We start from the raw sequence: 26,393 nt of genomic DNA, 5'->3' as shown, positions 1-26,393 counted from the left end.
CCCGGTGACCGCCGGCTTCCTGGACGTGCTCGGCGGGCACGCACCCCTCATGCCGCGGCACGTGGCCCGCCGTCAGCGCCCGGCGGCCCGGCCCGCACCGCGTTCCGGCAGCCGTGAGCACTGACCCCGGTCCGGTACGTCCCCGACCCCCGGGACTTCGGAGGCGCGGGCCGGGCGCGCCGCGTCACCAGGCGCTGGCGCCGCCGTCGACGGCGTAGTTCGCGCCGGTGATGTACGAGGCACGGTCGGAGGCGAGGAAGGCGGCCAGTTCGACGATCTCCTCCGGCCGGGCGAAGCGCTTGAGGAGGGTCTTGCTGGTGATCGCGTCGCGGGCCGCCTGGTCGTCGCCGAGGTCGCGGTCGCTGGCGGGGGTCAGGACGGGGCCGGGGCTGATCGCTACCGCACGGATGCCGTGCGGTGCGCCTTCGAGGGCGAGTTGCCGTGTCATGCCGATGACGCCGGCGTTGGCGGCGGTGTGCCCGACCATCGGGGGGTTCGCGCCGGCGATCATGCCGGCCATGGAGGCGACGTTGATGATGACGCCGCCGCCGCCGCGGACCAGGTGGGACCAGGCGAACTCGGAGACGAAGAAGGGGATGTCGAGTTCGCCGGTGATGGTGGTGTGCCAGTCCTCGACCGAGAAGTCGGGTAGTGGGCCGAAGCGCAGTGAGGCGGCGTTGTTGTAGACGACGTCGAGCCCGCCGTAGGCGCGTGCGGCGTCTTCGACGAGGCGGCGCGCCTGCTCGGGGTCGGTGAGGTCGATGGGCGCGATGCTCGTCATCTCGCCTCCGGCGCGGCGTACGAGTTCGGCGGTTTCCTCGTTGGCGCCGGTGTGGATGTCCGCACCCACCACCTTCGCGCCCTCTCTTGCGAATACCTGCGCCGCGACGCGGCCCATGCCGCCGCCGGTGCCGGTGATCAGTACGACCTTGCCGTCGAGAAGGGGTGCCATGGGACTCTCTCCTGCCAGATGAACGTGGTGAACGGGCTGCGTTGCGGTGGCCGTCGGTGTTCCACAGCAACGAAGTGATTGATGCGTCAAGCATCCTTCCGGGCTTGACGGCCGTCAAGCGACCTCTGGTCGGCAAGCCCGGAGCCCGGGCCGCTGAGCACCGCGTGGGAGACTGGGGCCGTCGGCGACCGCCTTGCCGCCCAACCCGGGGATTCGGCGGTGACATGCCGGTGACCTGCAACGATGCGCCGGTCCTGGAAGGTGCGACGCCGGGTCGGCCGGCGCCGAACGGAGCGATGTCAGAGTGACCGACGGAACACCGCGACAGACGCCGGCAGCGACGGCCCGCGGCAAGTACGCCCCCGTCCGAATGCGCGAGAGTGAAATCCTCCGGCGGGGCCTCGACACCTTCGCCGAGCTCGGCTACGCCGGCACCACGATGCGGGAACTGGCCCGGCGGCTCGGCGTGAGCCACAACTTCGTCCACGAGCGGTACGGGTCGAAGGACGACTTCTGGCGGGCGGTCGTGGACTTCGCGCTGCACGACGCCCAGCCGGCGCTCGACAGGCTCCTCGCCGAGTGCCGCGACGACGACGAACGCCTGAGAAGCGTCATCGTCCACCTGTACCGGCTCGCCGCGAACGACTCTGCCATGAACCGGCTCCTCAGCGACGAGTCGACCCGGGACTCCGGCCGCCTGGACCATCTCCACCAGCGGTTCATCAAGCCGTTCTGGGACAGCGTCGAACCGGTCGTCAACAGCCTCATGGCCGCTGGCCGCATCCCCCGAGTCCCGGCGCACATCCTGTACTTCGCCGTGACGGGCCCCGCCCTGGCGCTGGCACAGGACCCGATCGCCGACCGGCTCGACCCCGGCGATCTCCCTACGGCGGAACACGACAGGAACGCCATGGCCGACGCGCTCTCCGCTCTCGTCCTGCACGGTCTGCCGCCGCATCCGTGAGCCGGGCTCGGGGCGGGGACGGCACGTCGATGTGGCACCTCGGCCCTCAGGGAGCCGGGCTGCGGTTCCGGCGTACGCCCCGTGGACTTCAGGCGCCGGCGGCCTGCGGCTCGGCCGGCGGCGGAGGCGGGAACCGGCGCCGGGCCAGGGCGACCAGGGTCCGCAGGGCGATGCCGCCGATGAGCAAGGTGACGGCGGCGAGGAGGACGTAGGTGTACGCGGCGGCCCCGGGCGTGCGCTGCTGCTCCACCCAGTGGATCGCGACGGCGGCGACCGCGGCCCAGCTGAAGGTGAACGCCCAGGTGCTCGGCATGAAGGGCAGCTTCAGGTAGGCGGGGAGCAGCCGCAGTTGGGCCAGCACCATCAGCAGTCCGTAGCCGCCGAGGAAGGCCGCGACACCGTCGATGGACTCGGTGAAGAGCGTGAAGTAGGCGGTGCTGGCCACGGCGGCGGGGGCGACCTCGATGGCCAGCGTCGGCAGCAGCGGGGGAGGGGGCAGGGGGCGGAACAGCAGGCGTCCCATGATCACGGAGCCGAGGATCACCCAGCACACCGTCCCCAGGCCGAACATCACCTGGCCCAGTCGCTGCTGCCCCACCGCCCCCGCACACGCCGCGGCCAGCAGGCCGCCGGCGACCGTCGGCAGGAAGTAGCCGGGGTGGAACCGGTCGACGTCGACCCGCATGTAGATCCACTGACCGGTGAACCAGGCGCCGAGCAGCACGGTGAGCACGAGGAACACGTCCACCACCACACGTCCCGCCGTCGCCGCGTGCGCGTGCAGACCGTTCGCGGCGATCACCATGGGGACGATCACGCACAAGGACGCGAACGGGCCGGCCGCCGGGTCGGTCAGGTCCCGTACCAGGGCTCGGGCCCGCAGCGCGTGGTTGAGGTAGGCGACCGTCACCAGGAGCCACACGACCGCCGAAAGGATCAGCAGCCCGTCCCCCACTCCCCGTGGCACGCGACCGGCAGCGGCGGCGGTCAGCCAGGCGTCCGCGAGGCCGACGAGACCGAAGGGCATGCCGAAGAAGTTCAGCGGGATCGGTCGCGTTGTCATGATATGAGAAACTATCTCACCTTTTGTTCTGACGGGGCTCCCGGGCGTTGAGGGTTTGACGCGACAGCGCCATGCGGCGGCGCCAGGAGGCGAGCCCTGCCGCTCGACGGCCTGCGGGTACATCCGCCCAGCGGGACCGTGCCCCCTGGGGCCTCGGGTGGTCAGCCCGCGCGGTTCGGTTCCGTGCGGACCGCGCCCGCGCCGCCGGGGTGGTCGCAGGCGCCGGGCGCCTCCGGGTACGCCGCGGGCCGGGCGCGACGGCTGCCGTCGCGGGAGCGGGGGCGCGCCGCCGCGCGACGGACACCCGGTGGATCCCGGCCCCGAGTACCGCCCCGAGGACGGGCGCGAGCAGATAGATCGCGAGGTCGGTGGTCTGTCCGGAGAGGAGCGCCGGACCGAACTGCCGGGCCGGATTGACCGAGCCACCGCTGAGCGGGCCGAGCGTGGCGATGACCAGCCCCACGCACAAGCCGATGACGGGAGCCAGTCCGCGGACGTGGCGGGGGTGTGCCACGAAGAACGCGACCACGAGGGTCAGCCCGAGCATGCCCCCTGCCTCGGCGAGGAAGACCGACAGGGGCTGCCACGTCGGGGCGGGCCGGATCGCGGCATGCGAGACCGACGGGAGCGCGACCGCCGGACCCCACGCGAGGCGCGCCAGGGCCGCGCCGGCGGCCGAGCCGGCCAACTGCGCGAGCACGTACGGCAGGACGTGCCGGCCCGGGAAGGCCTTCATCAGCCACAGGCCGACGGTGACGGCGGGATTCGTGTGGCCGCCGCTGCGCCGCCCGGGCGGGCTCAGGATGAGGCCGGTGAGGATGGCGCCGCTGATCGCACCGATGGCCACCAGGGCGATGCGCAGGTCCGCGATGCAGAGGGGCGATCCGGGGTCGCGCAGCCAGCGTACGACCGTCACCGCCAGGAACAGCAGGACGGTCGTGAGGACGAACTCGTCGACGGCACGGGTCAGGGGCGGTCGGCGTGGGGGAGGGGGAGGGGCAGGGGGAGCGGTGCCCACCGTGATCTCCTCGTCGGTGTGGTCGCCGGCGGGGGCGGTGCCGACCACCGGACCGGACGCCGCCGGTCCCGGCGGTGGCACCGCCGCCCGCGTGGGGTGGGTGGGCATTTCGGGTGCAGGGCGGGCCGGCCGCACGGCGGGTCAGGCCCGCGGGGTGTAGTGGCCGGGCACCATGCGGGTGGAGACCCCGATGCGGTTGAAGGCGTTGATCGCGACGATCGCGGCGATGAGATGGGCCAGTTCGGTCTCGTCGAACCGCTCGGCGGCCTTCGCGTACACCTCGTCCGGCACGAACCCGTCCGTCACGACGGTGATCGCCTCGGTGAGCTCGATCGCGGCGATCTCCCGTGCCGTGTAGAAGTGCTTCGCCTCCGTCCAGGCCCCGAGCTGGATGACGCGCTCCGCGGACTCGCCGGCGGCCAGCGCGTCCTTGCTGTGCATGTCCAGGCAGAAGGCGCAGTGGTTGATCTGCGAGGCGCGGACCTTCACCAGGTGCAGCAGGCCGGCGTCGACCCCGCGCCCGGCCGCGGAATCCAGCCGGACCAGCGCCTTGAAGGCCTCGGGGGCGAGCTTCGCCCAGTCCATGCGGGCCGTGTGTTCCGGAAGACGGGTGGTGTTCTCAGGTGCTTCGTTCATCGCCATGCCGCAACGCTAAACACGAGGTGGTACTGGAGTATGGTCCAATGGCATGAGGGATTACCGGACCAATTCCCCCGCCGATCCGCCGCCCCCGCAGCCGTCCCCGTCGGCGTTCGGCGCCGACCTCCACCTGGAGCTGCGCGGGACCGGGTTGCGCACGGGGCTCACCGACGCCCTGCGGGAGGCCGTACGCACGGGACGACTGGCGCCCGGTACCCGGCTGCCGCCCTCCCGGACGCTCGCCGTGGACCTCGGCGTCTCCCGCAACACCGTCGTCGAGGCCTACGCGGAACTGGTCGCCGAGGGCTGGCTCACCGCCCAGCAGGGCTCCGGCACCCGGGTGGCCCCCAGGACCGGGCCGCAGAGCACCACGACCGGCACCCCCGCCCCCGCCCCGGCGCCTCCCGCCCGGACCCGGCCCAGGTACGCCATGCAGCCCGGTGCGCCGGACCTCGCGCGGTTCCCCCGCACCCAATGGCTCGCCGCCGCCCGCCGCGCCCTGACCGCCGCGCCGAACGACGCCCTGGGCTACGGCGACCCCCGCGGCCGCCCGGAACTGCGCACCGTCCTCGCGGACTACCTGGCGCGGGCCCGCGGGGTGCACGCCGAGCCGGACCGGATCGTCGTCTGCTCCGGCTTCCACCACGGACTGGCACTGTTGGCGCGGGTGCTCAGGACACGCACGGTGCGAGCGGTGGCCGTCGAGGCGTACGGCCTCGACCTCCACCGCGAACTGCTGACCGACGCCGGTCTGCGGACCGAGCCCCTGTGCGTCGACGAGAACGCCGCACGCACCGACGACCTGCGACGCCTGCCGGAAGCGGGCGCGGTGCTGTTGACCCCGGCCCACCAGTACCCGACGGGCGTCGCCCTCAGCCCGGAGCGGCGCACGGCGGCCGTCGCCTGGGCGCGGGATACGGGCGGCCTGATCCTCGAGGACGACTACGACGGCGAGTTCCGCTACGACCGCCGGCCCGTCGGCGCCCTGCAGGGCCTCGATCCGCAGCGGGTGGTGTACTTCGGCTCGGCGAGCAAGTCGCTCGCGCCGGGGGTGCGGCTCGGCTGGATGGTGCTCCCGGACGGCCTGGTCCCGGAGGTCGTGGAGGCCAAAGGGTACGGCGACTACATGTCCAGCACGCTCGAGCAGCTGACGCTCGCGGAGTTCATCGCCTCGGGTGCGTACGACCGGCATGTGCGCTCGATGCGGCAGCGCTACCGGCGCCGCCGCGACGAGCTGGTCGCAGCCCTGGCGGAACGGGCTCCCGGCGTCCGCGCCGTCGGCATGGCGGCCGGGCTGCAGGTCGTCCTCGAACTCCCCCGGGGGACGGAGGGTTCCGTCGTCCGGGCCGCGGCCCGGCAGGGACTCGCGGTCAGCGGACTGAGGGACTTCGCCCACGAAGCGGCGGTCGCCGGCGGGCAACTGCCGCGTCGTGACGCCCTGGTGGTCAACTACGCTGCGCCCTCGGACAGCGCGTGGACGGGCGCGCTGGACACCCTGTGCGGTGTGCTGCCGTGAGGCGCGCGGACGCTCAGGAGGGGACGCTCTCCGCACGCTCCAGGCGGGCGAACGCGGCGGCGCCGGTGTCGGCGACGGACACCAGGTCCGCCAGGGGCAGCGGCAGGAAGCCCTCCTCGTCCATCCGCCGGAGCTGGAGGATCAGCCCGTCGTAGAAGCCCGCCGTGTTCAGCAGCACGACGGGCTTGTCGTACAGCCCGTGCTTCCTCAGCTCCAGGACCTCGGTCAGCTCGTCCAGGGTGCCCGAGCCGCCGGGCATCACGACGACCGCCTCGGACGCGGCGAGCAGCATGGCCTTCCGGGAGGCGAGGTCCTCGGCGAAGACCATGTCGTCGGCGTCCTGCCTCGCCCACTGCCGGAGGAATTCGACCGAGACCCCCACGAGCCGGCCTCCCGACTCCCGTACCGCGTCGGCGACGACCTTCATCAGCCCGGTGTCCGACCCGCCCCACACCAGGGTGTGACCCGCCCTCCCGACGAGCTCCGCGAACTCGCGGGCCGGCCGCGTGTAGCGCTCGTCGAGATCGGCGGAGGAGAGGAAGACGCAGATGTACTTGGAGGAGGGAGCGGTGGGAGGTATCGCTGTCATGGAGTGAACGTACGGCGGCGCGCACCCGCACCCGTGGTCCATTCACCGGGCAGAACCGCGGACCAATCCGCGGCCCGCACGCACCGCGCGCCCACTCCGGGCGCCCCGGGACGGGTTCGGGGGCCGGCAGGCGCAAGGCGCGGGCGGAGGCGGGACCGGCGTACCGATGTGCGGCGCCCCGTGCGCAGGACGCGGCCCGCGGAAACCGCGGACATTGCGTCTCCGCTACGCCGTGTCGGCCCGCTGTGCCGTCCTGAAGCGGCGCTGATACGCGGTGGGGCTGATCGCCATTCTCTTCGCGAAAACCCGCCGCATGCTCTCGTAACTCGGAAATCCCGCGAGCGATGCCACTTGCGTCGCGGTGTGCCCCTGGTCCAGCAAAGCCTTTGCCATGTCGAACCGGATCATTTCCACGTACCGGGCCGGCGTGGTGGACATTTCGTCGCGGAAGAGCCGGGTGAGATGCCGGGAACTCAAATTGAGGTGCTTGGCGAGCTCGCCGACCGAATGGTCTCCCGAGGGATCCGCCGTCACCAGGTCGGCGATCCTGCGGATGGCCGGAGAGCGGGGCGGAGGTCCCTGCAGCGGGGCCGAGAACTGCGACTGGCCGCCCGAACGCTGCAAATAGACCACCAGGGAACGGGCGACGTCGCGGGTCAGTTCGGGCCCGTGGTCCTCCTCGACGAGGGCCAGCGCGAGGTCGATGCCGGCGGTCACGCCCGCCGAGGTGTAGGTGGCACCGTCGCGGACGTAGATCGCGTCGGGGACGACGCTGCTGGTCCGGCACCGGGCGGCGAGTTCGTGGGCGACCTTCCAGTGCGTGGTCGCACGCTTGCCGTCCAGGAGGCCGGCGGCGCCGAGGACGAAGGCCCCGGTGCAGATGGACGCCGTCCGGTCGGCGTCGGCCGCCAGCGTCCGCGCCGCCTCGACCAGGACACGGTCGATGGCGTTGCGCGGGTATCGGTCCGTGCCGACCACCAGGAACGTGTCGGGAGCCGAGTCCTGGGCGGCACCCGCGACCGCGATCCGCACCCCGGCGGACGAGGTGACGTCGGCCCCGGTCGGCGACACCAGCACCACCTCGTAGTCGGCGCCGAACCGGTTCGCCTCCGCGAAGACCTCCGCGGGGCCGGCGAGGTCCAGCAGCGTCACCCCGTCGTAGACGAGGATCACGACCCGGTGCGCGCGGGAGTCCACCCGTCTGTTCTCCGCCTGTCCGGATAGGTGTGGCCCATGGCGGTACCGCGGTGGCGAGGAAGCCCCGGTGCTCGGCAGGGTGGAAGACGGAAACACCTTCCATTCATAACACGCCCATGTGAGGAAGTGCAGAGCTGATGTCCGAGATCATCGCCGGGGTGGAGATTCCCGAAACAGCCGCGGTGGCGGAGGCGACCCGTCTCGTTCAGGAGATGACGAGCCCTCTCCTCTACCACCACTCGCGGCGCGTTTTCGTCTTCGGCGCCATTCACGCGGACCGGCTCGGTCTGAAGCCCGATCCGGAGCTTCTCTACCTGTCGGCCATGTTCCACGACACGGGCCTCATGAGGCCGTTCTCGGACGCGGAGCAGCGATTCGAGGTCGACGGGGCCGACCACGCGCGCACCTTCATGCTGCAGCGTGGTTTCCCTGCCGCCGCCGCCGACGTGGTGTGGACCGCCATCGCGCTGCACACGACGCCGGGAATCCCCCACCGGATGGGACCGGAGATCGCCATCACGAACCTCGGTGTCCTGACCGACGTGCTCGGCCTGGACCTGGACGAGCTCGATTCCGCGCAGGTGGAGGAAGTCCTCGCCGTCCATCCGAGGGGCGACTTCAAGAACCGGTTCCTGCAGGCCTTCGTCGACGGCCTCCAGCACCGCCCGGAGACCGCGAACGGCACCGTGAACGCCGATGTGCTGGAGCACTTCGTCCCCGGCTTCCGTCGCACGACCACGGTCGAGCGCATCGTCGGCGCACCCTGGCCGAGCTGACCGGAGCGTCGCGGAAGACAACGTGATGGAGCAGGCACGTCCACCTCGCCCCGGCCGTCGTCTCGGGCGGCGCACCACCTTCACCGTGCTCGTCACGGCCAACGTGGTGCTGATGGCCATGGCGAGCGCGCCCTCTTGAGAACCCCCGGAAAGGAACATCATGCAAGCCATCACCGCTCGGGAGCGAGACGCCGGCATCGGCGGGCTCGCCCTCACGGATCTGCCCTATCCGCACGCCGCCGAGAACGACGTCATCGTGCGGGTGCATGCCGCGGGCTTCACACCGGGGGAACTCGAGTGGCCGGGAACCTGGACCGACCGGGCCGGCCGCGACCGGACGCCGAGCGTGCCCGGGCACGAACTGTCCGGCGTCGTGGCCGAACTGGGCTACGGAACCACGGGTCTGACCGTCGGCCAGCGGGTGTTCGGACTCGCCGACTGGACCCGGGACGGCACCCTGGCCGAGTACGTCGCGGTGGAGGCCCGCAACCTCGCCCCGCTCCCCGCGGACGTCGACCACACGGTGGCCGCGGCGCTGCCGATCTCGGGGCTGACCGCGTGGCAGGCGCTGTTCGAGCACGGCCGTCTCACGACGGGCCAGACGGTCCTGGTCCACGGCTCCGCCGGCGGGGTCGGGTCGATCGCCGTCCAACTCGCGCACGATGCGGGCGCCCGCGTGATCGGCACCGGCCGTACCGCCGACAGGGACACCGCACTCTTCCTCGGCGCGGACACCTTCGTGGACCTGCAGAACGACCGGCTCGAAGAGGTCGGTGAGGTGGACCTCGTGCTCGACGTGTTCGGCGGCGACGTCCTCGAGCGCTCGACCGCGCTGGTCCGCACCGGCGGCACGGTCGTCACGGTCGCGGAGCCCCCCGCCGTCCAGCCCGACAAGGGGCGGGCCGTGTTCTTCGTCGTCGAGGTCGACCGGGCCCGCCTCGCGGACCTCGTCCAGCGGGTCCGGGACGGACGGCTCAAGCCGGTCGTCGGGGACGTGCGGCCGCTGGCCGAGGCCCCGGAGGCGTTCGCCCGCATCGGGCGCCGCCTTCCCGGCAAGACGATCATCCGGATCGCCGAGGACTGAGCGCGAGCGCCCGATCCGTGGGGACCGGGCCCCGCGCGAAGGAACGACACGGCCCAGGCCGGGGAAGTCGCCTCCCCGGCCTGGGCCGCTCCGTGCCGGGCGGGAGGCCGGAACCGGTGCGGACCCCGGCGCGGCGATCACCCGCCTCGGCTACCGGGTGCCCGTCGTGCCGCAGGCGCACCCTCCGCCGTCGGTGGCCGGTGTGACGGCCTGCGGAGGCTCGGCCTGCTCGCCGGAGGTGCAGCAGGACGCAGGCCGGGTCGCGGAGCTCTTGCCGAGGGTGTCCGCGTCGCCCTTGACCACGTAGACCTCCCACGGCTCCCTCCCCGGGCCGGTGACCCAGACCTTGTCCTGGAGCGCGTAGCAGCAGGAGGTGTCCTTCTCCTCGAAGGTGGCCAGCCCGGCTTCCCGGAGCCGGCCGGTGGCGGCGGTGACCTGATCGGTGGAGGCGACCTCGACGCCGAGGTGGTCGAGCCGGGTGTCCTGCCCTTCCTCACCCTCGATCAGGACGAGCTTGAGCGGGGGCTCGGAGATGGCGAAGTTGGCGTAGCCGGGGCGGAGTTTGGCGGGCTCGACGCCGAAGAGCCCGGAGTAGAACGCGACGGACCCTTCGAGGTCGGCGACGCGCAGGGCGAGCTGAACGCGGGACATGGCGAACTCCCTCATCTGCTTCTGTATCGACATCCATCGATACAGCTCGACAGCCCCGAGGTTGCCTGCTGCATCGACGGATGTCAACATAGACGCATGTCGAATTCAGAGCTGCGGGTCCTCGGGCAGGACGATCGGGACGTGGCGTGCTGCTCGCCGATCGTCCGTGAACCCCTGGGCGAGGCCGAGGCCGTCGACCTGGCACGGATGTTCAAGGCCCTGTCGGATCCCGTGCGGCTGCGGCTGCTCTCCCTGATCGCCTCGCACGAGGGCGGCGAGGCGTGCGTGTGCGACCTGACCGGGCCGTTCGACGTGTCCCAGCCGACCATCTCCCACCACCTGAAGGTGCTGCGCGAAGCCGGGCTGGTCGGCTCCGAACGGCGCGGGACCTGGGTCTACTACTGGGTCCTGCCGCCCGCGCTGGTCCGGCTCTCCTCCCTCCTCCAGGCCCCGGCCGAGCCGGCTGCCGCCGGGGTCAGCGGATGACCGCCCTCGGCCGCCGTGTCGCTGCCGAGTTCGTCGGCACCGCCGCGCTGGTCGCGGTCGTGGTGGGCTCGGGCATCCAGGCCACGCAGCTGTCCCGTGATGTGGGCGTGCAGTTGCTCGCCAACTCCCTTGCGACGGTGTTCGGCCTGGGCGTGCTCATCGCCCTGCTCGGCCCGGTCTCCGGCGCGCACTTCAACCCGGTGGTCACCCTGGCCGCCTGGTGGAGCGGCCGGACCACCGGCGACGGACCGGCCCCGCGTGAGGTCGCGGCCTACCTGCCCGCCCAAGTCGCCGGCGCCATCGGGGGTGCCGTCCTGGCCGACGCGATGTTCGCCGAACCGCTGGTGGCCTGGTCCGCGCACGAGCGATCCACCGGGCACCTGTGGCTGGGCGAGGTCGTCGCCACCGCGGGCCTGATCCTGCTCGTCCTCGGACTCGCCCGTACGGGACGGCAGCGCATGGCTCCGGCCGCGGTCGCCTCGTACATCGGGGCGGCGTACTGGTTCACCTCCTCCACCAGCTTCGCCAACCCCGCCGTGACCATCGGACGCAGCTTCTCCGACACCTTCGCCGGCATCGCCCCCGCCTCCGTGGCACCGTTCGTGGCCGCCCAATTCGTCGGCGCCCTCGTCGGCGTGGCCCTGGTCGCCGTCCTCTTCGGGCGCACCGCAGCGGCCCCGGTGCCCGAGGCCGTGCCCGAACTCACCGCCACCAGTCACTGACCGAGGAAGAACCCCGTGAGTACTCCCGCAGTCCCGTCCGTGCTGTTCGTCTGCGTCCACAACGCCGGCCGCTCCCAGATGGCCGCCGCCTTCCTCACCCACCTCGCCGGGGACCGGGTCGAGGTGCGCTCGGCCGGCTCCGCCCCCGCCGGCGCGGTCAACCCGTCCGTGGTCGAGGCCATGGAGGAGGCCGGGATCGACATCTCCGCCGAGGTCCCCAAGGTCCTCACCACCGAGGCGGTGCGGTCCTCCGACGTGGTCATCACCATGGGCTGCGGCGACGCCTGCCCGTACTTCCCCGGCAAGCGCTACCTCGACTGGCAGCTCGACGACCCGGCGGGGCAGGGCGTCGACGCCGTCCGTCCGATCCGCGACGAGATCGAGCAGCGCATCAAGGGCCTGCTCACGGAACTCGGCGTAGCGCCGCGGCCATGACCGCCGGCCCCGGCGACCGGCGCCACCACCACCCGGAAGCGAAGGGGCTCACGCGACCGTGCCCAGGTCGGCGGTGACCAGCGTTCCGGCCGCATACGGACGACGACGTGATCGGCGAGTTCGACCTCCGCCATCGCCACGAATCTGTCGAGTGCCTCCCCCGAGAGGTAGCGGCCGGCCATCTCGCGATGGAGCGCGCCGGTGCCCTCGGACACTTCGGCGACCGGCCCTTCGACCGAAACGTACCGGGGCGTCGGCTCGGTGCGCTGGACCAGCAGGCTGAAGCGGCCCGCCGCCCTGATCAGCGTCATCTTCCGGGAGCCCGCGCCGGTGAGGATCCACGGCAGACCGCCGGGCTCGTAGGCGTACCAGATCGGGACCGTGAACGGCCCGCGGTCGCCGCCGGCCGCGACGGCCAGAGCGGCCACGTGCGACTCGGCCAGAAAGCTTTCCCGTGCTTCGCGTGAAAGTTCCATGGCCCGACTGTAGGCGCGGCCACGGACAACGCGGCCGGCCCGCGAGCCCGCGAGCCCGCGGGCCTGCGAGCCCGTGCGAACGACGCCCCGGGCCCGTAAATCCCGGTGCCCCTGCCCGGCCGTCCCGGTAGCGTGCGCCGCCATGACATCCGAACTGCAACGCCCCCCGCTCCAGGCGGACGAACGCACCGCGCTCATCGGCTGGCTGGACCTGCAGAGGCAGATCCTGCGCTGGAAATGCGAGGGGCTGAGCGACGAGGACGCGCACCGCTCGCTCATCCCGACCTCACCGCTCATGACGATGGCCGGTCTCGTCTCCCACATGCGCTGGACCGAGCACATGTGGCTGGAAGTGCTGTTCCTCGGCGGTGACGAGAAGCAGAACCCGGCGTTCGACGAGTCGAGCGACGACGCCGACTGGCACACCGGCGGCCGCCCCCTCGCCGAACTCCTGGCGGAGTACGAGGCCCAGTGCGCCCGAAGCAACGAGATCGTCGCCGCGGCCGGCCTTGACGACGTCGGCCGCCACCCCGGCTTCCGCTCCGGAGGCGCCAACCTCCGCTGGATGCTGATCCACCTCGTCGAGGAGACGGGGCGGCACGCGGGCCACGCCGACATCGTCCGGGAACTGCTCGACGGCGCGAAGGGCTACTACTAGCGGAGAGGCGGCCCCCCGGCGTAGCGGCGAGGCCAACTCGCCTGCCGGGTCCGGCCGCACCGGTCAGGGCGCGACGGCGGGGCCGGGCGGCAGGTGCACGGTCATGATCAGGTGGCAGGTCCCGGTGCCCGAGCCGCGGTAGGTGTGGGTCGCGTCGCCTTCGAAGGTGGCGGTCTGCCCGGCCTCCACGGTGTGCTCGGTGCCGTCGACGACCAGGGTCATCCGGCCGTGGGTGACGCTGACGGTCTCCACCACCCCGGGCTGGTGCGGATGGCTGGGGTACTCCTCGCCCGGCTCCAGCCGCCAGCGCCAGACCTCGACGGGCGCCGGACCCGCCGTGGTCAGCATCAGGCGGGCCTGGCCGCCCCGCGCGCCGGTCCACAGCGGGGTCAGGTTGTCGGCGGACACGACGCGGACGCGGCCTTCCGGCCTGCCCTCCAGCAGGGCCGAGACCGAGACGCCGAGGGTGTCGGCCAGCCGCACCAGCGTCGCGAAGTTCGGATTGCCCTGGGCCTTCTCCAGCCCCACCAGCGCGCCCTTGCTGACCTGGGCGCGGCGGCCGAGTTCGTCCAGGGACAGGCCCGCGCGGGTACGGGCGGCGCGGACGTTGTGCGCGAGCGTCCGCAGTGCAGTCTCAGCCTCGGCCATCCGGTTCCGTCCCTCGTAGGCGTACCACTGGAATGTACCGCCCGGTCGGTTCACTGGCATCGACGGTCGATCCGGTGTACGGTTCGGTCGTTCCACTGAATGGTAAGGGATGTGCTGTGATCGCTCTGCTGCTGGCCCTCGGCAGCTCGCTCGCCTATGGCTGCGCCGACTTCCTCGGCGGCCTCGGCGCCCGCAGGGCCCATGTGCTGCGCACCGTGATGGTCGCGGCCCCGGCCAGCCTCGCGGTCGAGCTCCTGCTCTGGCCCTTCCTCGACGCGTCCTTCAGCCGTGCGGCCGTGGCCTGGGGTGCGGCGTCAGGGGTCGCCTCCGCCGCGGCGTTCGCACTGCTCTACCGCACCCTGGCGATCGGCCCGATGAACGTGCTCTCTCCCGTGACCGCCCTGGTCTCCGCCGTGCTGCCCGTGGGTGTGGGTCTGCTGCAGGGGGAACGCCTGGGCCCGGCCGGGCTGGTGGGCCTGCCCCTCGCGCTGGTGGCGGTGGTGCTGGTCAGCGCGGGCCACGGGGCCGGGGCCGTACGCCCCTCGCGTACCGCTCTGCTGCTGGCCTTCGGCGCGGGCGGTGCCATCGCGCTCCAACTGGTCTTCCTGCACCAGGCACCGTCCGACAGCGGAATCGCGCCGCTGATCGTCGGCCGGGCGGTCACCTCCGCCGTCACCCTGGCCGCGGCGGGTGCGCTCTTCCGCACGCTGGGCTCCGAACGGCCCGCGTACGGGGTCCCGGCCACCGCCGGCGTCCTCGACTCGCTCGCGAACCTGCTGTTCCTCCTCGCCGCCCGCAGCGGCGACCTGGCGGTCGTCGCCGTGATCACCGCCCTCTACCCGGCCGGGACGGTCCTGCTCGCCCGGGGCGTGCTCGACGAGCGCATCCACCGCGGCCAGATCATCGGAATGGGCACCGCCGCCGCGGCCGTCGGCCTCCTCGCCCTGACCTGACCGAGCCGTCGCGCCCCCGCACCGCACCGCGCCGCCCGGCCCCGCCCTGCACCGCCCACCACCCGCAAGGGAGCCCGCATGTTCATCCAGCCCTGGGACGCCGCCCTGGACGAAGCCGAATGGCGCTCCTGGATCGCCGACGGCCACGACTTCGGCCAGCTCTGCGTCAACGGCCTGCCCGGCCGGCCCCCCGTCGCGGTCCCCACCCACTTCACCGGCGACGAGGGCCACCTCCTGGTCCACCTCGCCCGCCCCAACCCGGTCTGGGCGGCGATCGAGAGGGACCCCCACGTCCTGCTGACCGTCGTCGGCGACTACGCCTTCATCCCCGGACCCTGGCGGGCCACGGCCGGAACCCCGCCCACCGACGGCGTCCCCACCAGCTACTACACCGCCGTCCAGTTCACCTGCCACGCCCGTATCGTCGACGACCCCGAGGCCAAGGCCGAACTGCTGCGCCGCCAACTCGCCCACTTCCAGCCCGAAGGCGACCACGCCCCCGTCGTCGCCGACCGGCCGCCGTACGGCCGGATGCTGTCCGGCATCCGCGGCCTGCGCCTGGAAGTCACCGACGTACTGGCCAAGTTCAAGTACGACGACCACAAGCCGGTCGAGCACCGCAGCGCCGTCGCCGACCGGCTCACCGCACGCGACCAGGGCCTCGACGTCCCCACGGCACGCCGGCAGCGCCGCCGGCTGGACCGCGTCGGCCCCTGGAAGCCCTGACCCCACCCCGTCCGGACGCAGGAAACGGAAACCCCGCCCATGACCGCCTTCAGCCTCGCCCCCGCCGTCGCCGACGCCTTCCCCGACACCCTCGTCGCCCTGGTCACCGCCACCGGACTGCGCGGCCGTGAAGCCTGGCCCCGCACCACCGAGACCCTGGAGGACCTGGAGCAGCGGCTCGCCGACGGCACCTGGCGCCCCGCCGACGAGACCGACCCCCGCGTCGAGGCCTGGCACACCGCCTACCGCTCCTTCGGCACCAACCCGCGCCGCATCCGTCCCAGTGTCGACGCGCTCGGCCGCCGCCTCGCGAAGAGGGGCACCCTCCCGCGCATCAACGCGCCGGTCGACTCGTACAACGCCGTCTCCGTCCACCACGGCCTGCCCGCCGGCGCCTTCGACCTGGACAACGTCACCGGCGACGTCGTCATCCGATTCGCCGACGGCACCGAGAGCTTCACCCCGCTCGGCGAACCCGGCACCGTCGAGCACCCCAAGCCCGGCGAGATCGTCTACGCCGACGCCATCCGGGTCCTGACGCGCTACTGGAACCACCGCGACTCCCACCACACCCGCGTCACCGAGGACTCCACGAGGGCCGTCTTCATCCTCGAGACCCTTCACGCCTCCCGGGACGGCGACCTCCTCGAAGCCGCCGCCCGTGAGCTGCAGGGCCTGCTCGCCCCCCACTGCGGGGAGACGGCCGTGCGTTACCTGGGGGCGGCGTCGCCACAGGTCTCCGCCTGAGCCGACACACGGCTGGGCCGGCCCCCTGGCCAGGCACCGTCTCGCTCGCCACCGACCGGCCCCTGGTCGACCGCGGGCCCACAGTGCAGCGTGACCTCGGTGTGGCGACGGGTTCGGACAAGGCGGGGATCATGTCACGCCGCAGGGCACCGAGCTCTTCGACGCGGCTCATGCGGCCGCGGAGCCGATGGCCGGGCGTCCGGTCGCGGCATTGGGCCCCGGTGAACATGGGTTGCTCGAGGACCTGCTGACCCGTTTCGCGCATCCCGGGGGCGGCGGGGCGTAGGCGGTGCCGCTCCACTTGCCGACGGTGCGGCCTTCTCCTGCCGCAGGGCGTTCACGGCGAAAGCCGTCGGCACGACGGCCGTAATGCCCTCCCGGCCGGCCGGCTCTCCCGGGCCCGCCCCGGCCGCGTGCCCGAGCCGCGCCCCCGCGCCGCCGGGGCCCGACGCCCTGCCGGGTCGGCGGCGTAGCGCGACGGCAAGGGCCGGGACGGCGAGGAGGCCGCGTCACGCGGTGGCGATGCGCTTCGCGATCTCCCTGGCCTTGGTGCCGGCATCCTCGAATGCGCGCCTGCGGGAGGCCTCGTAGAGAGGGATGAGTTCGGTCATGGCCGGGTTGCGGGGAGCCATCGTGAGCTCCGGGACGATGAAGTCCACGTCCAGGCCGAGCGTGCCGTACAGCACCGCCTCCAGGTAGTTCTGCACGAACTCGTAGCCCTGACGCGGAGTGCCCGGAGCGTAGGAGCCGCCCCGGCTGGCGACGACGACGACCGGTGTGCCCTGGGCGGACGGAGTCTCCCCCGCGGTGCGTCCGAGCAGGAGAACGCTGTCCACCCACGCCTTGAGGGTCGACGGAATCGAGTAGTTGTACATGGGGGCACCGATCAGGACGGCGTCGGCCCGCTCCAGTTCCTCGATGAGCTGGAGGCGCGCGGTGAACGCCGCGGTCTGTTCCGGGCTGCGCTCGGACGGGGCGGAGTACCCGGCGGACCAGGCGCTGGCGGTGATGTGCGGCACCGGGTCGGCGGCGAGGTCGCGGTAGACGACCGTGCCCTCCGGGTCCTCTTCCTGCCATGCCCTGCGGAAGGCGGCAGCGACCGACCGGGAGGTGGAGGCCTCGCCGGGGAGGACGGACGAGTCGAGGTGCAGCAGCGTGGCCATGGACGCGCTCCAAAGGCAGGTGGCCCGTGGCGATGGCCGCGGGCAACGGGTTCGTGGTGGAGATAGTCAAACACAGAACCGTGTTGAACGATACTTTCTCGAGTACTACAGTACCGAAGGTAACGATCATGAATGCCAACGAAGGAGAGCCGCGTCCATGGACGTCTATGAAGCCGTCGCAACCCGACGGGCGGTGCGCTCGTTCAGCGACCGCCCGGTTCCGCGAGGGATGCTGGAGCGTGTGCTGACCGCCGCGGCCTGGGCGCCGTCGGCGTCGAACCTCCAGCCGTGGCACTCCTACGTGCTGACCGGCGGGCAGTTGGACTTACTGAAGAAGCTGGCGCGAGAGCGACTGGCTGCCGGCGAACCCTGGGACGAGCCGGAGTACGAGCAGTACCCGCTCGCGCTGAAACCCCCGTACAGCGAGCGCCGCGCCGCCTTCGGTGAACAGCGCTACGGCGCGCTCGGCGTCGCGCGCGAGGACCAGGAGGCGCGCCACAGGGCGGCCTCCGCCAACTGGGAGTGCTTCGGTGCGCCCGCAGCGCTGTTCTGCTACATCGACCGCGACATGGGTCGGCCCCAATGGTCCGATATCGGGATGTACTTGCAGACCGTCATGCTGCTGCTTCGCGCCGAAGGGCTGCACAGTTGCACCCAGATGGCATGGGCGAAGTATCACGCGACGGTCGCGGAGATTGTGTCACCCCCGGACGAGCTCATCCTCTTCTGCGGCATGTCGATCGGATTCGAGGACGGTTCGGAAGGTCGCACCCGTACAGGTCGGGCACCGCTCGACGAGACGGTGACCCTGATGGGGGCCTGAGGCCGTCCTTGCCTCACGGAAGCCCGTGACCGGTGTGTTGACCGTGCGCGGCGGGCCTGGGCCCGTCCGGCTGGTGCCGGGTGGGCGGGGGGCGGTCGCGCTGCAGCAGTGGCCGGTTCGCCCCACTGCCCGTGGTGTGCCTGTCGGCGGGCTCAGAGGGCCGTCATGACCCGGACCGCGGCCTTGTCGCTGGCGTATCCCTCGAGGGCGGCCCACTCGGCGACGTCGAAGGGCCAGCGTGTGTTCGCGTACGCGATGACGACGTGCCGGCCGTCCTGCCGGACGGTGTGCTGCCGATCGCCTGGTTCGGCTCCGGCCGCCACGACGGCGGCGGCCGACGAGGCGTTGCGGCACTTGAGGCGGGTCTCGGGCATGGTCAGCGCTCCGCGTTCGCTGGTCGGCGTATGGGGCGATTCTCCTCGGGAGCGTAACCCAGGGGAAGATCGCCTTCTTCCCGAAAGCCGCATTCGGCGCAAAAATTGCAACCTTTGACCGTGAGTACTCAGCAACGGGCGCCGACGAGGCCGGGGGCCACCGGGTGAGCGCAGAGTTCGAGCGTGCCTCGTCCGGCTTGGGCGCGCAGGCGGCGGCCCAGCGGCATGTTCAGGCTGGTGGAGTCCATGAACGTGACGCCTGAGAGGTTCACCCGGAGGGTCCTGCCCTCGAGCCGCAGTGGGTCGGAGCGCGTCACGGTCGGCCGCCGCACGGAAAGCGACCGTGAAGCAAGTGACGCGGCGCCGCCTCAAGTCGAGCAAGGCCACCCGTGCCATCCGTCGGCCGTCCGGGGTGACCTTGCCGGCGCGGGGTCTCTCAGCAGGCCGGGCCGGTCATTTCGAGCGTTGTGCACCGCCGTCGGAAGTGCCGGCCTCCCTGGCCGGCGGCCGTGAGCGGGCCGTCACTGACACTCGGCCTCTTCGCATGCCCCGGTCTCGTCCGGGTCGTGGTGGCACGGGTCGTCGACGGGATCGGTGAGTTCGGCCGTGATCGTCGTGACCCAGTTCAGGGCGCGTTGCAGAAGCGGCATCGAGGGTTCCCGGGCGCAGTGACGTCCGCCGCCCGGATCGACGACGGGGCTCAGGAAAGTCCTCCGCGGCCGGGCGAGATTGTACGCGGCCCGAGGTCTTGAGCACCAGGGAAGATGCGTCATGGCGAACGCGGAACGTCGAGGTCACAGGGGTGCGGCCGACCGGTACTGCGCGGGCGCGCGGATCGTCGAGGCGGAGCACGGCCGCACGCTCCGGACAGGTCGGTTCGACAGCGCGGCCGTCGGCGCGCCCGCCGTGAGCGGCGACTCGATCGTGGTCCTCGACCGCGGCGGCACATCGTGGGCAGTGCGCGCGTGACCCTTCGGGCCTGGTGGGAGTGCTGCCGCTGCGGCCGGGGAGCGGGGGAGTAGCGTTCATGAATAGTCCATTGCAACGTCTGCGAAGCGGATCGTTGCATTGCCTTCACGACCGTTGCAACGATTTTCCTGCAATGAGCTGCAGTAATAGCCGGGTTACGCAACAAAGTCGTTGCCTCATCTACGAATGCAACGTAGCGTTTCCAATGTCAGAAACACCGGGACGCAAGAGCGCCCGATACGGACGAAGGAGAGCACGATGCAGAAGTTCGACACCCCCGCCCCGGTCTCGGCCGTCCTCGACGTGCCCGCCGGACGCATCCGGTTCATCGCCGTGGACCGGGCCGACACCACTGTCGAGGTCCTGCCCGCGGACCCCTCCAAGAGCCGTGACGTGATGGCGGCGGAGCGGACCGAGGTCGGTTGCGCCGACGGCGTCCTGCGGATCGGGGTCCCGGCGGCGGAGAACCGTGTCCTCGGCTCTTCCGGGTCCATCGAGGTGACGGTCCAGCTGCCCGCAGGTTCCCGCGTCGAGGCGAAGGCGGCCGCCGCCGAACTCCGGGGCGTGGGACGGCTCGGCGACGTCGTCGTCGAGGGCCAGCAGGTCACGGTCAAGCTCGACGAGGCCGAGAGCGCCCGCATCGCCCTCCTCGCCGGCGACGTCTCGGTGGGCCGCCTGGGCGGCTCCGCGGAGATCAGCACCCAGAAGGGCGACCTCGAGATCGCCGAGGCAGTGCGCGGCACCGTCGCACTGCGCACCGAACACGGCGGGATCTCGGTCGGTGCCGCTCGCGGCGTCTCCGCCGTCCTCGACGCCTCCACCTCCTACGGCCGGATCCACAACGCGCTGAAGAACACCGACGGCGCCGACGCCGGCCTGAACGTCCACGCGACCACCGCCTACGGCGACATCACCGCCCGCAGCCTGTAGGCGCCGAGAAGGAGCGCCGAGATCGGCGACACCGCCCGGATCGCCGGCAACCGCCACGACGACTCGGGCCGCCTCCCGCAACTCGCCCCACCCGAGGGCGGCGTACGCCGGCACCCGCCGGAGTGCGCCGCCCGGGGCGTGGTACCGCCGGACCACTACGTTGGGCCGGCCACCCTGCCCCGGCCTTTCGCCACGCGGTCGTGAACGTCATCATGCGGCGGCGCGGCCGCCGTGGTCAGAGGGGCCGCAGCCGTCGGCGCAGGAGGCAGAACTCGTTGCCTTCCGGGTCGGCCAGGACGTACCAGTTCTCGGTGCCTGTCTGGCCGACGTCGGCGTGCCGGGCGCCGAGGGCGAGCAGCCGTTCCAGCTCGGCGTCCTGGTCGCGGTCGGTGGCGTTGACGTCGAAGTGCAGAGGGAGCTTCGCGGCCCGCGGGTCGCTGCTGGGGCTGAGGACGAGGGTGGGCTGCGGGCCGCCGAAGCCGGTGTCGGGCGGCCCGATCTCGATGCTCCCGTCGTCCTCCCGGCCGAGTTCGACGTAGCCGAGTACCCCGCTCCAGAACGCGGCCAGCCTGTCGGGGTCGGCGGCGTCGATCACCAGCTCACTGATGCGGCATGCCATGCCCGGCAGTCTAGGCAGGCACCAAGCGGTGCCGCCGTCACCCGGCGGGTCCGGGCGGGCCGTCAGAGCCTGGCCCAGGTGAGGACGGCGTTGCGGGTGCGCCCCCACAGTTCCGTGGCGGCGGGCAGGCTGAGTTCCAGCACCTCGCCGTCGAGGCGGGCGACCCGGAACTGCGATCCGCCCATCCAGTTCGGGAACAGGCTGATGCTCACGTCGTGGCTGAGAGTGTGCTCGTCGATCACACGGAACCGGCCGGCGTAGGAGACGAATCCCCTGCCGGCCTCGGCCAGCTCGCTGTCGCTGCCCGACTCCAGCCGACCCCCGGCGAACAGGGGCCGGTCGCGGCGCACCAGTTGGGCGCTCATCCACCCCTGGGGTGTGTACACGATCAGCCCGTCCGCGTCCTCACCCAGCGGGTAGTAGCGCTCGCCCGCCTCGTCGACCGCGACGTACGACACCAGGCGCCAGGCCCCCAGCAGCCTCTCCCGCAGATCCCCGGTGGTCGTCACGGCGGTGCCGGTCCTTCGCTCACGAGGCCATCGCCCGGGGCCGCTTGCCCACGATCGTGAGGAACTCGTCGGTGGTGAGGACGGCGTGCGCGTACGCGGGCGCGTTGACCTCGAAGGTCGCCTTCATCTCATCCCAGTTGAACGCGCCGATGGCGTCGCGGATGAGGGTGACGTGGTATCCGAGTTCCTGGGCGAAGCGGGCGGTGGTGTCGACGCAGGTGTTGGCCTTCATACCGATGAACACGACCCTCTGGACGCCGTGCTGCTTGAGCATCATGTCCAGGTCGGTATTGGCGAATCCGCTCGATGACCAGTGCTGGCCTATGACCAACTCGTCCTCGCGCGGCACGAAATCCGGATGCCACTCGGCTCCCCAGCTGCCCAGGGCGAACACCTGCCGCTCCACGACGCGGCGCTGGGTCGGGGACAGCTGGTCCCACGTGCGGTAGTCGCTGGGCCGCGTCTGGTGGTGAGGCACGATGAACACGCGGAAGCCCAGCTCACGGGCCGCGGCGAGCATCGCGCGCATGTGGTCGAGCTGGTCGATGCCTTCCGCGACCTCCTGGGCGGAGGGCCACAGCTTCCCGCCCTCGGACAGGAAGTCGTTGTACGGATCGATGATCAGCAGGGCCGTTCGGTCCGGGGGATAGGTGCTCGCTGGGGCGTTCATCGTTTCCTTGCTCCCAGTCTCCTGCGGCTACCGGCCGTGGCACCCCCGGCGCTCTGCCGAGCCGCGAAGCGGTGAATGGCGCCTGGTTCAGTTTATGACTGCCGGGATCAGCCCGCTTGTTCGGCGACGAGGCGGTGGCGTGAAGGCCGGCGGCGTGAGGGCCGGCGCCACGGGGGCGCCGGCCCTCCGGCCGTCCGCGCCTGCGGTCAGCCGCGGGGCTTCTCGATCGTGTGGCCCAGCACGTCGATGAGGGACTCCTTGCGGGCGTCGATGGAGGACGGCTCGATACTGCTGCTGCGGATGTCGATCTTGCCGTCGGGAGATGCCTTGTCGATGACCTCGGGCAGCTCCGCGGCGAGGGCATCGGGCTTTATGCCCGCCTGCTTGCTGGCTTCGGCCACCTTGTCGGCGCCGAACGCGTTCTCGATCTGCTTCGTCGTGACGGGCTCGTTGGGACCGTTACCGAGCCATGAGTCGACCACGCCCTTCAGGCCGCTGTCGCTCAGGAGCTTCGTCGCACCCTCGAGCAGCGCTTGCAGCTCGTCCATCATGCCGCCGCCGCTGCGCTTGGTGGGGTCAGCCATGGGTCACTCCCGTGGTAGTGGTCTGTGCGGGCGGCACGCGGCGCTTCGGGACGCTGCGCCGGTCGGCACCGGGGGTCGGCCGACATGCTGTTGTCGCAGGTCACACACGGTGTCGCCACACTCGTACACCCCCTTCCAGGCCAGCACGAGGCGCCCGGGGCCGCCGCACCGGTTAGGCCGAACGGGTGACGTCGCGGTGGTCGGAGGCCCCGGCGCGGGGCCCGCGGGAACTCCTGTCGTTCAACTGTCCGAGCCGATCCCGCCACCCAAATGATCTCCCCCGGATAAGGTCGGCACTGGCGTGGCGGCGGACGGCTGGGAGGGCACGACGGTGGTGGGACAGGCCCGTACCGAAGCCGGTCGGCTCCCGGCGCTGTCCGCGCCGCGGTTCGTCGGCCGGGAGGGCGAACTGGAAGCGCTCGAATCGGCCCTCGGACGGACCCCCGCGGTCGTCCTGCTCGACGGCGAGGCGGGCATCGGCAAGACCCGGCTGCTGCGCGAGTTCCTGGCGGCCCAGGCCGCGCGTGGACGGCGTGCCCTGGTGGGGGCCTGCCCGGAACTGCGGGTGCCGTACACGCTCGGGGCGGTCGTGGACGCGGTGCGCGATGGTGTCGACAACGTTGTCGGTCTGCGGCTGAGCGGGCTGGGCGGCGCCTTGCGGCCGTTGTTCCCCGAGTGGGCCGACGAGCTGCCGCCGGCCCCGGAGCCGCTGGAGGACGCCACCGCGGCCCAGCACCGGCTGTTCCGCGCCCTCGTCGAGCTCCTCGGCCGGCTCGACGTGGCGGTCCTCGCGATCGAGGACGTCCACTGGGCCGACGAGGCGACCCTCGAATTCCTGCTGTTCCTGGTCTCCCGCCGACCGCAGCCGGTGAGCGTGGTGCTGACCCACCGGCGGGACGAAGTGCCGTCGGGCTCGCTGCTGCTGAGGCTGACCTCACGGCCGCCCGCCGACGCGCACCTGGTGCGGCTGACGCTGAAGCCGCTGGACGTCGGCGAGACCGCCTCGTTGGTCTCGTCGATGCTGACCGGTGACCACGTCTCGACCGAGTTCGCGGCCTTCCTGCACGCGCGCACCGAGGGCGTACCGCTGGCGGTGGAGGAGTCGGTGCGGCTGATGCACGACCGGGCCGACCTCATCCGCCAGGACGGCGGATGGGCACGCCGGCGGCTGGACCGGATCGACGTCCCGCCCACGATCCGCGACGCCATGCTCGAGCGCGTGGGCCGGGTCGGGCCCGATACCCGCACCATCCTGTACGCGGTGTCCGTGCTGTCGGGACCGGCGGACTACGAGACCCTGCGCGCGGTCACCGGCCTGCCGGAGGACCGGTTCGCCGCGCATGCCGCCGAAGCGCTCGGCGGCGGCCTGCTGCGCGAGCTGAGGCCCGGCCAGTGGTCGTTCCGCCATTCGCTGGCGTGTCACGCCGTGTACGACGCCATTCCGGCCGAGGAACGGCGTGCCATGCACCTGCGGGCGGGCCGGGCACTGGCGCAGTGGCCGCTGCCGCCCGTGGCGCAGCTGGCCCGGCACTTCCGGCTGGCCGGTGACGTCGAGGCGGCGTGCCGGTACACCGAGCAGGCGGCCGACCTCTGCGTCCAGTCCGGGGACGTGGCCACCTCGGCCCTGCTGATGCACAGCCTGGTCACCGGCATGGACCTCCCCGCCGAGCCACTGGTGCGGCTGGTGACGAAGATCCAGTTCCAGGCGCTGTCCGGCTCCGACCCGTACTCGGAGATCATCGAATCGCTCCGGTCGGCCCTCGGCGGCCAGGTACTGACGCCGGGGCAGCAGGCGCCGGTCCGCTTCCAGGTCGGCCGGGTGCTCATGGTGGCGGGCGAGATCGAGGCGGGCCGCGGTGAGATCCTCACGGCGCTGCCCCACCTCCCGCCGGACTCGCCGGAGGCGGCGCGCGCCCGCATCCTGCTCGCGCTGCCCCTGGGGAACGCACGGCCGGTGGCGGAACACCTGCGGTGGCTGCAGGAGGCGCCGCCGCCGGCCCGCTCGATCGCTTCCCTCGACCTCCTGCGGATCTCCGTGGAGCGCGCCTTCGCGCTGCTGATGCTCGGCGAGGAGGCCGGCTGGGAGGCGGCCCGGCAGATCCCGGACGACGTCTCCGACCCGCGGGAGGCGTCCATCGTCGCGATAGGCCACACGAACGTCGGCGAGGAGGCGACGCGATGGGGACGGTACGACGAGGCCAGGGCGCGGCTGGCCAAGGGCCAGGCACTCGCCGAACGCCATCAGCTCCTCGACTACCTCGACAGCATCGCCTCCTCCCGGGCCCACCTCGACTGGTTCACCGGCGCCTGGTCGGGACTCGCCGAGCGCACCGCGCGCCTGGTCGACGACGACAGCGGGGTACGGCTGAAGGACCGCAGCGAGGCGGCCCTGGTGGCGGGCCTGATGCAGGCCGCCGCCGGAGACCGGGCGACGGCGGAGGAGCGGCTGCGCTTCGCCGGGCGCGACGACCAGCAACGCATCGAAGCCGCGGCCGCGCTCGCCCAGTTGCGCCTGCGCGACGGCGACGTCGACGAGGCACTCCGCCTCACCGACCAGCCCGCCGAGATCGCCGTCGGCGGCGGACTCTGGTCCCGCGCGGTCGAGTTCGCCCCGGCGCGCATCGCGGCCCTGGCCGCCGCCGGTCGCCTCGGCCGTGCCGCCGACCTGGTGGACACCTTCGAAGCGGCCCTGGGGGACCGGGACGCCCCGGCGCCGCAGGCGTCCCTGGTCCTGTGCCGCGCGATCCTGGCGGAGGCCGACGGCCGCCCGGCGGACGCCGTGACGCTGTTCGGCCGTGCGGCCGCCGCGTGGGAGGCGCTGCCGCGCCCGTACGACGCCCTGCTCGCCCGGGAGCGCTCCGCCCGCTGCCTGCTCGCCGACGGCCGGGACGAGGCCGGGCTGCCGCTCCTGTCCGACGTCGCGCGGGCGATGTCGGAACTCGGCGCCCGCAACGACGCCGACCGGATCACCCGGTTCCTCGCCGCACGGGCGGGGGACGCCCCCGCGGCGGCGCGCGGCCGGGGACGTCCCGGCTACGGCAACCGGCTCTCGCCGCGCGAGCTGGAAGTGACCCGGCTGCTGGTCGAGGGACTGACGAACCGGCAGATCGCCGACACGCTGACGGTGTCGGCGCAGACCGTCGCCAGCCAGGTGAAGTCGGCGATGCGCAAACTGGACGTCACGTCGCGGACGGCCCTCGCGATCAAGGTCGTCGAATCGGGTCTCGTCGGCGAGCCGGTCCAACCGCCGCCGGGCGACGAGTAAATTGCGCCGGCCGTCGCCGGGTACGAAGAAATGCCGGCGGGCCGACGGCCGGATTAAATCCCGCATCTGACCAATCGAGCCGGGCCCGGGCCCGGTTGCACACTCGTGCCCATGTTGCCCGCAGAACCGCTGACACCCGAACCGGCTGATGGCCCGGCCGTTTCGGCACGCCGTGCGAAGGACGAAC

General features: G+C 72.2%; 30 protein-coding genes and 1 pseudogene. 15 read left to right on the top strand and 16 right to left on the bottom strand.

Annotated elements, in window-relative coordinates; genetic code table 11:
* Positions 1 to 184: 184 nt before the first annotated feature.
* Positions 185 to 952 carry an SDR family NAD(P)-dependent oxidoreductase gene (locus ACFW3D_RS20010; RefSeq protein WP_500505548.1) on the bottom strand — a complete coding sequence of 256 codons (768 nt, stop codon included), beginning with the start codon at positions 950 to 952 and terminating at the stop codon, positions 185 to 187.
* Between the two features lie 370 nt (positions 953 to 1,322).
* Between ACFW3D_RS20010 and ACFW3D_RS20005 the strand changes: the two genes are divergently transcribed.
* Complete coding sequence (locus ACFW3D_RS20005; RefSeq protein WP_500505547.1) at positions 1,323 to 1,916, top strand: TetR/AcrR family transcriptional regulator; 594 nt, start codon at positions 1,323 to 1,325, stop codon at positions 1,914 to 1,916.
* An 88-nt stretch (positions 1,917 to 2,004) separates the two neighbouring features.
* Here the strand turns inward: ACFW3D_RS20005 and ACFW3D_RS20000 are convergent, their stop codons facing one another.
* From ACFW3D_RS20000 to ACFW3D_RS19990, 3 genes are read right to left on the bottom strand one after another with little or no spacing between them, the layout of a single operon-like run.
* A complete protein-coding gene (locus ACFW3D_RS20000) occupies positions 2,005 to 2,979 on the bottom strand; it encodes an SLAC1 family transporter (protein ID WP_500505546.1) in 975 nt (324 codons plus the stop codon).
* A 16-nt stretch (positions 2,980 to 2,995) separates the two neighbouring features.
* Complete coding sequence (locus tag ACFW3D_RS19995) at positions 2,996 to 4,105, bottom strand: MIP/aquaporin family protein (RefSeq protein WP_500505545.1); 1,110 nt, start codon at positions 4,103 to 4,105, stop codon at positions 2,996 to 2,998.
* Positions 4,106 to 4,138: 33 nt separating this feature from the next.
* Positions 4,139 to 4,639, bottom strand: a complete 501-nt coding sequence (locus ACFW3D_RS19990) for a carboxymuconolactone decarboxylase family protein (protein WP_500505544.1) — start codon at positions 4,637 to 4,639, stop codon at positions 4,139 to 4,141.
* A 46-nt stretch (positions 4,640 to 4,685) separates the two neighbouring features.
* Here ACFW3D_RS19990 and pdxR point away from each other — a divergent pair, with 46 nt between their 5' ends.
* Positions 4,686 to 6,152 (top strand): MocR-like pyridoxine biosynthesis transcription factor PdxR, encoded by a 1,467-nt coding sequence (gene pdxR / locus ACFW3D_RS19985; protein ID WP_500505543.1) that lies wholly within the window; start codon positions 4,686 to 4,688, stop codon positions 6,150 to 6,152.
* A 13-nt stretch (positions 6,153 to 6,165) separates the two neighbouring features.
* Here the strand turns inward: pdxR and ACFW3D_RS19980 are convergent, their stop codons facing one another.
* Positions 6,166 to 6,741, bottom strand: a complete 576-nt coding sequence (locus tag ACFW3D_RS19980) for an LOG family protein (protein ID WP_500505542.1) — start codon at positions 6,739 to 6,741, stop codon at positions 6,166 to 6,168.
* 225 nt (positions 6,742 to 6,966) lie between these two features.
* Positions 6,967 to 7,938, bottom strand: coding sequence for a GlxA family transcriptional regulator (locus ACFW3D_RS19975; protein WP_500505541.1), 972 nt, complete (start codon positions 7,936 to 7,938; stop codon positions 6,967 to 6,969).
* A gap of 137 nt (positions 7,939 to 8,075) precedes the next feature.
* Here ACFW3D_RS19975 and ACFW3D_RS19970 point away from each other — a divergent pair, with 137 nt between their 5' ends.
* Together ACFW3D_RS19970 and ACFW3D_RS19965 are read left to right on the top strand one after the other, a co-directional pair.
* The gene (locus tag ACFW3D_RS19970) at positions 8,076 to 8,714 is read left to right on the top strand and encodes an HD domain-containing protein (RefSeq protein WP_500505540.1); all 639 of its coding nucleotides are present in this window, start codon (positions 8,076 to 8,078) and stop codon (positions 8,712 to 8,714) included.
* A gap of 160 nt (positions 8,715 to 8,874) precedes the next feature.
* Positions 8,875 to 9,798 (top strand): NADP-dependent oxidoreductase, encoded by a 924-nt coding sequence (locus ACFW3D_RS19965; RefSeq protein WP_500505539.1) that lies wholly within the window; start codon positions 8,875 to 8,877, stop codon positions 9,796 to 9,798.
* Positions 9,799 to 9,948: 150 nt separating this feature from the next.
* On the opposite strand, the gene ACFW3D_RS19960 is transcribed toward ACFW3D_RS19965, so the two are convergent.
* Positions 9,949 to 10,449 (bottom strand): ArsI/CadI family heavy metal resistance metalloenzyme, encoded by a 501-nt coding sequence (locus ACFW3D_RS19960; RefSeq protein WP_500505538.1) that lies wholly within the window; start codon positions 10,447 to 10,449, stop codon positions 9,949 to 9,951.
* Between the two features lie 96 nt (positions 10,450 to 10,545).
* Here ACFW3D_RS19960 and ACFW3D_RS19955 point away from each other — a divergent pair, with 96 nt between their 5' ends.
* Genes ACFW3D_RS19955 through ACFW3D_RS19945 form a run of 3 tightly spaced genes read left to right on the top strand, consistent with a single transcriptional unit; the run spans position 10,546 to position 12,092 of the window.
* On the top strand, positions 10,546 to 10,935 hold the full coding sequence (locus ACFW3D_RS19955) for an ArsR/SmtB family transcription factor (RefSeq protein ID WP_500505537.1): 390 nt from the start codon (positions 10,546 to 10,548) through the stop codon (positions 10,933 to 10,935).
* Positions 10,932 to 11,657, top strand: coding sequence for an aquaporin (locus ACFW3D_RS19950; RefSeq protein WP_500505536.1), 726 nt, complete (start codon positions 10,932 to 10,934; stop codon positions 11,655 to 11,657). Before ACFW3D_RS19955 ends, ACFW3D_RS19950 begins: the two co-directional genes overlap by 4 nt.
* Before the next feature lie 15 nt (positions 11,658 to 11,672).
* On the top strand, positions 11,673 to 12,092 hold the full coding sequence (locus ACFW3D_RS19945; protein WP_500505535.1) for an arsenate reductase ArsC: 420 nt from the start codon (positions 11,673 to 11,675) through the stop codon (positions 12,090 to 12,092).
* Between the two features lie 48 nt (positions 12,093 to 12,140).
* Here ACFW3D_RS19945 and ACFW3D_RS19940 read toward each other — a convergent pair.
* Positions 12,141 to 12,568 (bottom strand): annotated as a pseudogene (locus ACFW3D_RS19940) (pyridoxamine 5'-phosphate oxidase family protein).
* Between the two features lie 142 nt (positions 12,569 to 12,710).
* Between ACFW3D_RS19940 and ACFW3D_RS19935 the strand changes: the two are divergent.
* On the top strand, positions 12,711 to 13,226 hold the full coding sequence (locus ACFW3D_RS19935; protein WP_500505534.1) for a DinB family protein: 516 nt from the start codon (positions 12,711 to 12,713) through the stop codon (positions 13,224 to 13,226).
* A 63-nt stretch (positions 13,227 to 13,289) separates the two neighbouring features.
* Here ACFW3D_RS19935 and ACFW3D_RS19930 read toward each other — a convergent pair whose 3' ends face one another.
* Positions 13,290 to 13,874 (bottom strand): helix-turn-helix domain-containing protein, encoded by a 585-nt coding sequence (locus ACFW3D_RS19930; protein ID WP_500505533.1) that lies wholly within the window; start codon positions 13,872 to 13,874, stop codon positions 13,290 to 13,292.
* 116 nt (positions 13,875 to 13,990) lie between these two features.
* Between ACFW3D_RS19930 and ACFW3D_RS19925 the strand changes: the two genes are divergently transcribed.
* The 3 genes from ACFW3D_RS19925 (at position 13,991) to ACFW3D_RS19915 (ending at position 16,300) form a co-directional block, all read left to right on the top strand.
* The gene (locus ACFW3D_RS19925) at positions 13,991 to 14,827 is read left to right on the top strand and encodes an EamA family transporter (protein ID WP_500505532.1); all 837 of its coding nucleotides are present in this window, start codon (positions 13,991 to 13,993) and stop codon (positions 14,825 to 14,827) included.
* Positions 14,828 to 14,905: 78 nt separating this feature from the next.
* Entirely contained in the window at positions 14,906 to 15,553 is a 648-nt protein-coding gene (locus ACFW3D_RS19920) for an FMN-binding negative transcriptional regulator (protein ID WP_500505531.1), read from the top strand.
* 39 nt (positions 15,554 to 15,592) lie between these two features.
* Entirely contained in the window at positions 15,593 to 16,300 is a 708-nt protein-coding gene (locus tag ACFW3D_RS19915; protein ID WP_500505530.1) for a B3/B4 domain-containing protein, read from the top strand.
* Positions 16,301 to 16,809: 509 nt separating this feature from the next.
* Here the strand turns inward: ACFW3D_RS19915 and ACFW3D_RS19910 are convergent.
* Positions 16,810 to 17,463 carry an FMN-dependent NADH-azoreductase gene (locus tag ACFW3D_RS19910; RefSeq protein WP_500505529.1) on the bottom strand — a complete coding sequence of 218 codons (654 nt, stop codon included), beginning with the start codon at positions 17,461 to 17,463 and terminating at the stop codon, positions 16,810 to 16,812.
* Positions 17,464 to 17,620: 157 nt separating this feature from the next.
* Between ACFW3D_RS19910 and ACFW3D_RS19905 the strand changes: the two genes are divergently transcribed.
* Positions 17,621 to 18,286, top strand: a complete 666-nt coding sequence (locus ACFW3D_RS19905) for a nitroreductase (RefSeq protein ID WP_500505528.1) — start codon at positions 17,621 to 17,623, stop codon at positions 18,284 to 18,286.
* Positions 18,287 to 18,438: 152 nt separating this feature from the next.
* Here the strand turns inward: ACFW3D_RS19905 and ACFW3D_RS19900 are convergent, their stop codons facing one another.
* Complete coding sequence (locus ACFW3D_RS19900; protein WP_500505526.1) at positions 18,439 to 18,660, bottom strand: hypothetical protein; 222 nt, start codon at positions 18,658 to 18,660, stop codon at positions 18,439 to 18,441.
* Between the two features lie 521 nt (positions 18,661 to 19,181).
* Positions 19,182 to 19,310, bottom strand: a complete 129-nt coding sequence (locus tag ACFW3D_RS19895; protein ID WP_500505524.1) for a hypothetical protein — start codon at positions 19,308 to 19,310, stop codon at positions 19,182 to 19,184.
* A 121-nt stretch (positions 19,311 to 19,431) separates the two neighbouring features.
* Between ACFW3D_RS19895 and ACFW3D_RS19890 the strand changes: the two genes are divergently transcribed.
* Positions 19,432 to 19,629 carry a hypothetical protein gene (locus tag ACFW3D_RS19890; RefSeq protein ID WP_500505523.1) on the top strand — a complete coding sequence of 66 codons (198 nt, stop codon included), beginning with the start codon at positions 19,432 to 19,434 and terminating at the stop codon, positions 19,627 to 19,629.
* 258 nt (positions 19,630 to 19,887) lie between these two features.
* On the top strand, positions 19,888 to 20,559 hold the full coding sequence (locus tag ACFW3D_RS19885) for a DUF4097 family beta strand repeat-containing protein (RefSeq protein WP_500505522.1): 672 nt from the start codon (positions 19,888 to 19,890) through the stop codon (positions 20,557 to 20,559).
* A 235-nt stretch (positions 20,560 to 20,794) separates the two neighbouring features.
* Here the strand turns inward: ACFW3D_RS19885 and ACFW3D_RS19880 are convergent, their stop codons facing one another.
* From ACFW3D_RS19880 to ACFW3D_RS19865, 4 genes are all read right to left on the bottom strand, one after another.
* Positions 20,795 to 21,178 (bottom strand): VOC family protein, encoded by a 384-nt coding sequence (locus tag ACFW3D_RS19880; protein WP_500505521.1) that lies wholly within the window; start codon positions 21,176 to 21,178, stop codon positions 20,795 to 20,797.
* Between the two features lie 62 nt (positions 21,179 to 21,240).
* Complete coding sequence (locus ACFW3D_RS19875) at positions 21,241 to 21,687, bottom strand: lipocalin-like domain-containing protein (RefSeq protein WP_500505520.1); 447 nt, start codon at positions 21,685 to 21,687, stop codon at positions 21,241 to 21,243.
* Positions 21,688 to 21,706: 19 nt separating this feature from the next.
* Positions 21,707 to 22,357 (bottom strand): cysteine hydrolase family protein, encoded by a 651-nt coding sequence (locus ACFW3D_RS19870; RefSeq protein WP_500505519.1) that lies wholly within the window; start codon positions 22,355 to 22,357, stop codon positions 21,707 to 21,709.
* Between the two features lie 206 nt (positions 22,358 to 22,563).
* Entirely contained in the window at positions 22,564 to 22,941 is a 378-nt protein-coding gene (locus ACFW3D_RS19865; protein WP_500505518.1) for a YidB family protein, read from the bottom strand.
* 301 nt (positions 22,942 to 23,242) lie between these two features.
* On the opposite strand from ACFW3D_RS19865, the gene ACFW3D_RS19860 reads away from it, so the two are divergent.
* Positions 23,243 to 26,206 carry an ATP-binding protein gene (locus ACFW3D_RS19860; RefSeq protein WP_500505517.1) on the top strand — a complete coding sequence of 988 codons (2,964 nt, stop codon included), beginning with the start codon at positions 23,243 to 23,245 and terminating at the stop codon, positions 26,204 to 26,206.
* Positions 26,207 to 26,393 lie beyond the last annotated feature (187 nt).

This window comes from Streptomyces sp. NPDC058864, assembly GCF_042742985.1.
Taxonomy (GTDB): domain Bacteria; phylum Actinomycetota; class Actinomycetes; order Streptomycetales; family Streptomycetaceae; genus Actinacidiphila.
This window is presented reverse-complemented; position numbering and strand designations above follow the sequence as displayed.